At 40.4% G+C, this 240-nt stretch carries 1 protein-coding gene; it reads right to left on the bottom strand.

Going from position 1 to position 240, the window contains the following annotated elements; all coding sequences use genetic code 11:
* Positions 1–49: 49 nt before the first annotated feature.
* A partial coding sequence (locus HMPREF2961_RS15525; RefSeq protein ID WP_218083194.1) for a hypothetical protein occupies positions 50–240 on the bottom strand: 191 nt, incomplete at its 5' end.

The following is a 240-nucleotide window of genomic DNA, read 5'->3' as shown; positions in this document are numbered from 1 at the left end:
GTTCCTCATATTTTGCCGTTTGTTGAGCTAATACTGAGGGTTAGCTGATTCAGTGGTTGTGAAAAAGCTGTCCTGCATCAAGTAATAAGTCCAGCCAAACAAAAATAGCTCCTCCTATTTTCGTTTGGTTGGGCTTATTACCGCAGATGCAAGCTTTTGAACACCGTTTATTGAGAGGTTGTGAAATCAGCGTTTTGACCTGAGTGTTAGAGAAACAAACGGCAAAATAGTTCCTCATAT

It is taken from the genome of Enterococcus sp. HMSC076E04 (assembly GCF_001814285.1).
Taxonomy (GTDB): domain Bacteria; phylum Bacillota; class Bacilli; order Lactobacillales; family Enterococcaceae; genus Enterococcus_B; species Enterococcus_B lactis.
This window is presented reverse-complemented; position numbering and strand designations above follow the sequence as displayed.